This is a genomic window from Echinicola sediminis (assembly GCF_054777495.1).
The window spans coordinates 1-6,674 of sequence record NZ_BAAHAP010000161.1 but is presented as its reverse complement, the minus strand read 5'-3'; the positions used below and the strand labels follow the sequence as shown (position 1 = coordinate 6,674).

The following is a 6,674-nucleotide window of genomic DNA, read 5'->3' as shown; positions in this document are numbered from 1 at the left end:
TGAAATTCTGTGGAATCTGTGAGAAATAAATTTACTGGTGTAATTCCGGATAATCGTATTACTCTATTATGGGACTATACCCTGCGCGTCAATTCTAAGCATTCTGCTGGAAATATAATAGGATTTTCCCTGTGGGCTGGTAAAATGAAATGCCAGGTACAGGGCTTTTTGTCCCCTTTGGGGCAGCTTTACCTCATAGCTAAGGTCCTTAATGGGAAAAGACCGCCATTTTTCATCCCTGAAGTCCTTGTCTTCCTTGGATGAGGCGATCCACAACTCAATATAATCTGGAGATTGCCCGGAGCTGGTCGGCTTGATTTCCAATTTGCCCTGATGGCGTTCATTGATTTCCATTCCAATATCCGGAAGGGATTTTTGTAGACACTGGTATTCAAAAAAGGCACTCAGGTTTTGAAGTGCTATTTGTCCATCGCCCAAACCGTGTGCTACATTGGGGATATAGACCAGCTCATTGTCACCGGACAACTGATTCCAATAATTTTTGGCGGCATCTATTGGCCAATAGGGGTCATTGGTACCGATAAAGACCATTTTAGGCATGCTGAGCTGTTCCCTGTAAGAGAAAGGATCTACCATAGTGATGGTGGCCTTGCCGGCAGGGGTGTTGGATTGCTGTGGGATGCCCAGGTCCACATAATCTTGGATTTCAGGACTGTAATCCTGCCACATGGCTATTTGGTATTGCAGGCTTACAGGCATGTTCAGCACATCGATGACCATGGGAGCGATGGCATTTACCCGCGGGTCTTGGGATCCTGTCAGCCAGGTGGTCCATCCCCGTTTGGAAAGTCCCGTCAGCAGAAAGTGTTGGATAGGTGTATTCAAGTGCTCTTGGGCAAAGTCCACTACGGCATCCATGGCTTTTTGGGCTGATTTTACCATGGGAAATAGCAGAGGCCAGGTTTCATCTCCGGTTTCCTGGTACTGATGAAGGGTATAGGAGATAATCTCATCTTCTACTTTTCCGTCAAAAATGGGTTGATTGGGGATTTGAAAGACGGCGGCAACGAGCGCCCGGTTTTCAATGGCCAGCCTTTCCAGGTTTTTTATGACCTGATTGTCCCGGTCTCGGCGTTGGGGTTCCCCGTTTTTGAGTGTTCCCCCGCCAATGTACAACATGGCTTGTTCAAACTCGATGTGTTCAGGGGCGAGAAGGACCAGACGGTGCTTCCAGGTTAAGCCTTTCCATTTTTGGGAAGTCAGCATTAGTTCATATTGGGTAAGGGCATTGCCCTGGACCTTTTCGACCAATTCAACTTGATAATCGGAATCGCTGGACTTCAGGTAATTCTCGAGGGCCAAGCTGCTTTGCTGGCCATGGGCACTGGAGAAAAAAAACGCCGCGATCATCACCGCCAGCAGTTTCAATGGATTTGGATACATATTCATATAAAATTAACATGGAACAATAGCCCATACGAATAGGCTGGAAGTCATATAACTGTACAAGAATTAAAAAAATACCGACAGTTAAAATTAAGGAAAAACCTTCAAAAACCAAGCGTAAATCGACTTATGAAATTTTGTAAAATAAAGACAATCAGTTGTTTGATTATTATTGTTCAAATGATTGCTTCAAGTGGCTATGCCCGGACTGTAGGACCCCGTAAGGACACTGTACAAACAGTGGTCAAAGCTCATTTGATGCCTTCTTCCAAGCCTGACAGAATTATCCTCAACCTTTCTGAAAATCCCCTACAGGAAGTGGGGATCAACTGGAGAACTTCTACCAGTCAGGACCGGTCCTATCTCGAATATGCCTTGGCCACCCCTGGACCCGAATTCCAAAAGAAAACCACAAGGTTATTGGCAAAAACGAGCTTTTTGAGCACCCAGGAAGACGATGAACCCTTAATAGAGGCCCATTATCATGAGGCAGATCTGGAAGGTCTGGAGCCTGGTCAGCACTACGTTTACCGGGTGGGGGATGAGGCAGCCTGGAGTGAGTGGTTTCAGTTCAAAATGCCTGAAGCCAAGGGGCCCGTGAGTTTAATCTATTTTGGCGATGCCCAAAATGATGTTTCTTCCCTTTGGAGCAGGGTGATCCGGGAAGCTTATTTTCAGTTCCCCAAAGTGGATTTTATGCTTTTTGCAGGGGACCTTATCAACCATGAAGATGCTGACTATGAATGGGGAGGATGGTTTGAAGCCGGGAATTTCATTCATGCCTCTGTCCCAGTCATGATGACGCCCGGAAACCATGAATATGCCAAAGGGGTTTTTCTTTCCAAACATTGGCAGCCCCAGTTCAATCTGCCTAAAAACGGCCCAGAGGGACTGGAGGAAATGGTTTATGAGATCAACTATCCCGATTTGAAAGTGATCTCACTGGATGCGGAGCAGATTGATGAGATTCCTGAAAAGAGGATGGCCCAGGTGGAATGGCTCAGGAAGGTGCTGTCCGAAAACCCCAAAAAATGGACCATGGTGACCTTTCACTATCCCATATTTTCTACCAAACCAAACCGTAACAATGAGGACATGAAAGCCTTTATCCAACCCATATTGGAAGAATTTGATGTGGATCTGGTCCTTCAGGGGCATGACCATGCCTATGCCAGGGGGAGGGTACGTAATGTAAACGGAGTAGACAAATTAGGGATTGGTCCCATGTACGTGGTCTCTGTCAGTGGTCCCAAAATGTATGATATCGCCGACGATCCCTGGATGGACCGCAGGGCCTATTACACCCAGTTTTTCCAGTGGATCCAAGTGGATGGAGACCAATTGTCTTTTAAGGCCATGACCGCCAATGGGGAACTTTATGATGCCTTTACACTGGAAAAAAACGCCAGCGGAGAAAACACCTTAGTGAACCAAATACCTTCTACGGAAGAAAGAATTCAAATCCAAGACCAATGAAAAAGTCCTTTAGCACCAAGCGTATTCTACTTACTTTTTGCACCCTTCTGATTGTCCATTTCAGTCAGGGCCAGGTAGAAGGAATCCAAGACCGTTTCCTAAAAACACAGGAGCTGATGATTATTGCCCATAGGGCAGCCCATGAGCATCACCCGGAAAACAGTCTTCCGGCGATTCAGGAGGCGATTGATTTAGGGGTTGATATGGTAGAACTTGACATCCGGGTCACCGCTGACGGCGTACCGGTGATCATGCACGATGGAACGGTGGACAGAACCACCAATGGAAAAGGACATGTAGAGGACTTGGATTTTGAAACGGTCCAGGGCCTGTACTTATTAAAAAATGGAGAGGAAACCCATCTGAAAGTTCCAAGCTTAAGGGAGGCGTTGATGCTTTGTAAAGGAAAAATCATGGTGGATATGGACATGAAAACGGACCAGGTAGAGCAAGTACTTGAGGTGGTAGAGGCCCTTGGGATGGTAGATCAGGTCATTTTTTATGATGCTGACTGGAATGTCCTTCGCAAGATCAAATCCCGGATTCCCGAGGCCATGCTAATGCCCAGGGCCTATAAGCCTAAGCACATTAAAAAGGCCCACAGAAAACTGGATCCTGTAGCCATTCATATCGACCCCAGTTTTTATTCTCCAAAGACTATAACATTGGCAAGAACATATGGAATGAGGGTATGGATCAACAGTCTTGGAGAGCGCGATGAAGCCCTCAAGTCCCATGTGGATGTCCATAGCCAAAAGGACTGGCTCAGCTTAGGAGCCAATATGGTTCAGACGGATTTGCCTGCATTTTGGGTAAGCCTGAAATAAAAGAAACCTGCCCGCTGGAGGCAGGCAGGAGCTGGGCCCTTCGGTACTTCATTTAGAAGACTGCTTTATGGAGCACATGGTCATTTGTTTTAATAGAATTATTTATTTGCCGAGGCCAATTGTAGCCCCATCAGGATGAATACCACCCCTGAAAAGCGCTTCAGCCAGTGGTCTGCTTTGGGGTGTTCTTTGAATCGGGCAGAAAATGTCCCGGCAAATAAGGTCAGCAGGCCATACAAGATACAGCCTATCAGGGCATAAGTCAATCCCAGCTGCAAAAAGGGCACCGGGCTTCCCAGGTTTTCTTTCCCGATAAACTGTGGAAATAAAGCCAGAAAGAACAGGGCAACTTTGGGGTTAAGGGTGTTGGTGATCAGCCCTGATAGAAAGCTGTTGTTGTTTGAGCTGTTTATTGCTGCTTTTTCCTTCAGGTTAATCACTGGTTTACGAGAGAGGATGTTTACAAATCCCAGATAGATGATATAGGCCGCGCCCAAATATTTGATCATTTCGAAGGCCAGGGCATACTGGGCCACCAAGCTGGAAAGGCCCACAGCGGCAAAAAAGGTGTGGAGAATAATCCCAGCATTGATCCCCAAAGTAGAGTAGATGCCTGACCGCCTTCCCTCACCAATGGATTTGTTTAAGACAAACATGGTGTCAATGCCCGGGGTCATGATGAAAAAGGTGGCCGTGGCGACGAAAGTAGGATAGTTGATGATTCCCATAATTTTAACTTTAATTCATATTCTATATTTATTGCAAATAAAATGCAGTTATTTTTTATTTAAAATGTTAATTTTAGATGGATTAATGCAAATATTGAATCAATGGAACTGCAACAGATTCGCTACTTTCTTGTGCTTGCCAAAGAGCTCCATTTTTGGAGGACAGCTGAGCAGGTTTATATTACCCAATCTTCCCTGAGCCGAAAAATCCAATCCTTGGAAGAAGAGGTCGGGACAAAGCTTTTTGAAAGGAATAAGAGAAATGTAAAGCTTACCGAGGCGGGAGTGTTTTTTAAGGAACGTTGGGAGTACCTGATCGATGAGATAGACCGTACCCACCAGCATGCCAAGACCATAGGGGAGGGGAAGTCCGGAAAGGTCAGTATAAGCTATCCCGGATCGATTGCCTATGTGTTTTTGCCCTCCTTGCTGGAAAAGCTTTCCGAAAGGATGCCCGAGTTGAAGGTAGAACTCATGGAGCCCGTGGATATCAGCCAGGAAAAATTACTCTTGGATTATCAGGTGGATATGGCCCTGAGCAGGGACAAGATCCGGAACATGGGTATTTCTACGATTCCATTATTCTCTGAGCGGGTATGCCTGGTCGTTCCGGAAAGACATTGGCTAAATGAGAAAAATTTCCATGGTTTGGAGGAATTGAAAAACGAGAAGTTTATCCTATCCGGCCTGCACCATTCCACCTATTTTGCTTCCCTGCTGAGGGGAATGTTCCATAAATACAATTTTGAGCCCAACATCCATATCGAATCGGATTTTGGAGGGATGATCCTGAACTTGGTGGCCAAGGGGCTGGGCATATCCATCCTTCCGCATAGTTTTAAATTTGCCGCACGGGCCAATGTCAGGTTTATCAATTTACCCGATGAGGTCCAGCTCTTCGTCAATTGGAGGAAAAATGATAATAGGACGGTTTTGAAGAATGTAATCGAGCTTTCAAAGGAGGTGGCGGTAGGTTGGGACAGCAGCCAATGATTTTCAGTGGAGGGAGTTCTGATTAACTCAAGTGGGATATTAATAGGGAGCTTATTAGAGGGAACCGGTATAAAAAACTGAAGGCAAATTGTGATCAGAGTTTGATTAAATGTACTATTGGATTGGTTTATCCGTGTGTAGAAATGGGAAAAAGGATTATTAATTAATATGTGTATACGCAATGTTGCACGTAACCAAATCTTATAAGGTCTTATTGTTTTCTGTTCTTTTCCATTGATGAAAAGAACCAAAAATCTAGGCCACGGAGCCTTCTTCAAATTGAGTGAATTCGTTTTCGAATACGATCAGTTTGTCTCAATTTGATTTTGTGCCATTTGCTGTAGGCTAAAAATGAGTGGATCTCGCTCGTCCACTTCGCGAGCTAACTCATTTTCTCAACGCCTCCATCAACTGTCCCAAAACCGAATGCTCCAAAGGCCTTCAGAAGGATTTCTGTCAAGTATTTTGTTCTATTAATGCTACGTGCAAAATCCCGGATAGTCAGATTAATTAACTTGATGAGGATGATATTTTTAAGCTTCATGGAGATTATATTAATTAGGCTTGTCTTAATGAATGATGTCCAATGAAGAGGATCGATAAGAAAATATAAGAGTTTAAAATTTGGTATGATGCACAACGGCCGCATCATGATGCAGCCGTTGGCTTCTTTTGTCAACTACTAAAGACTATCCCCAAAGTGGAACTGGTAAAAGGAAGAACAAAAAGTTATGGGGAGTGCATCAGCAAATTCACCAGAAAACATTTACCGTTTATCGATCCGATAGAAAGCGATCTTGTAATCAGTGATAAAGAAAGCTTTAAACCGATTTTATCTCTCCACCAACGGGAGATATTTGATGCCCTAGATTAGTTCTTTGAGAGTGTAATGGGACTTTCTGCTAAACTTTTTTTTATGGCTTCTTTTTGTAAAAAAGGGGAAACAAATGCTTTGAGGGGATATTTATTTATATAGGTAAATAATTGTAATACAATATCTTTTAATACCTTTGCTGATGCAGATAAAAATAGCCAGTCAACAGATCAGCATTTTTATCCGATTAGTTATCATTGGCAATATAACTGCCTGAGTAGCATTTCAAGAGTTTTCTCCTTCAATCGGCTTTAATTCTTTCTTTCTACTTTTGATCCATGGCTGGTAAACCGGCCCAATGGATGGATAAGATCTGCAGATCATATTTTACAGGAAAGCTGAAGTTTCATTCTTATTACCTAAATACAC

At 44.1% G+C, this 6,674-nt stretch carries 5 protein-coding genes; 3 read left to right on the top strand and 2 right to left on the bottom strand.

Annotation, left to right across the window (positions count from 1 at the left end; translation table 11 throughout):
* Nucleotides 1-66: 66 nt before the first annotated feature.
* On the bottom strand, nucleotides 67-1,410 hold the full coding sequence (locus ACYVAA_RS21860; RefSeq protein WP_460545987.1) for a PhoPQ-activated pathogenicity-related family protein: 1,344 nt from the start codon (nucleotides 1,408-1,410) through the stop codon (nucleotides 67-69).
* A 177-nt stretch (nucleotides 1,411-1,587) separates the two neighbouring features.
* Between ACYVAA_RS21860 and ACYVAA_RS21855 the strand changes: the two genes are divergently transcribed.
* Both ACYVAA_RS21855 and ACYVAA_RS21850 read left to right on the top strand, forming a co-directional pair.
* Nucleotides 1,588-2,883, top strand: a complete 1,296-nt coding sequence (locus ACYVAA_RS21855; RefSeq protein ID WP_460545985.1) for a purple acid phosphatase family protein — start codon at nucleotides 1,588-1,590, stop codon at nucleotides 2,881-2,883.
* The gene (locus tag ACYVAA_RS21850; RefSeq protein ID WP_460545983.1) at nucleotides 2,880-3,710 is read left to right on the top strand and encodes a glycerophosphodiester phosphodiesterase family protein; all 831 of its coding nucleotides are present in this window, start codon (nucleotides 2,880-2,882) and stop codon (nucleotides 3,708-3,710) included. Before ACYVAA_RS21855 ends, ACYVAA_RS21850 begins: the two co-directional genes overlap by 4 nt.
* A gap of 98 nt (nucleotides 3,711-3,808) precedes the next feature.
* Here the strand turns inward: ACYVAA_RS21850 and ACYVAA_RS21845 are convergent, their stop codons facing one another.
* Nucleotides 3,809-4,438: a LysE family translocator gene (locus tag ACYVAA_RS21845; protein ID WP_460545981.1), complete on the bottom strand. Its 630-nt coding sequence runs from the start codon at nucleotides 4,436-4,438 to the stop codon at nucleotides 3,809-3,811.
* A gap of 102 nt (nucleotides 4,439-4,540) precedes the next feature.
* Between ACYVAA_RS21845 and ACYVAA_RS21840 the strand changes: the two genes are divergently transcribed.
* A complete protein-coding gene (locus ACYVAA_RS21840) occupies nucleotides 4,541-5,431 on the top strand; it encodes a LysR family transcriptional regulator (protein WP_460545979.1) in 891 nt (296 codons plus the stop codon).
* The last annotated feature ends 1,243 nt before the right edge of the window (nucleotides 5,432-6,674 follow it).

Bases quoted from the DNA above. Each gene is read 5' to 3' on its own strand.
- ACYVAA_RS21860 (WP_460545987.1), bottom strand. From the start codon at position 1,410: ATGAATATGTATCCAAATCCATTGAAACTGCTGGCGGTGATGATCGCG.
- ACYVAA_RS21855 (WP_460545985.1), top strand. From the start codon at position 1,588: ATGATTGCTTCAAGTGGCTATGCCCGGACTGTAGGACCCCGTAAGGAC.
- ACYVAA_RS21850 (WP_460545983.1), top strand. From the start codon at position 2,880: ATGAAAAAGTCCTTTAGCACCAAGCGTATTCTACTTACTTTTTGCACC.
- ACYVAA_RS21845 (WP_460545981.1), bottom strand. From the start codon at position 4,438: ATGGGAATCATCAACTATCCTACTTTCGTCGCCACGGCCACCTTTTTC.
- ACYVAA_RS21840 (WP_460545979.1), top strand. From the start codon at position 4,541: ATGGAACTGCAACAGATTCGCTACTTTCTTGTGCTTGCCAAAGAGCTC.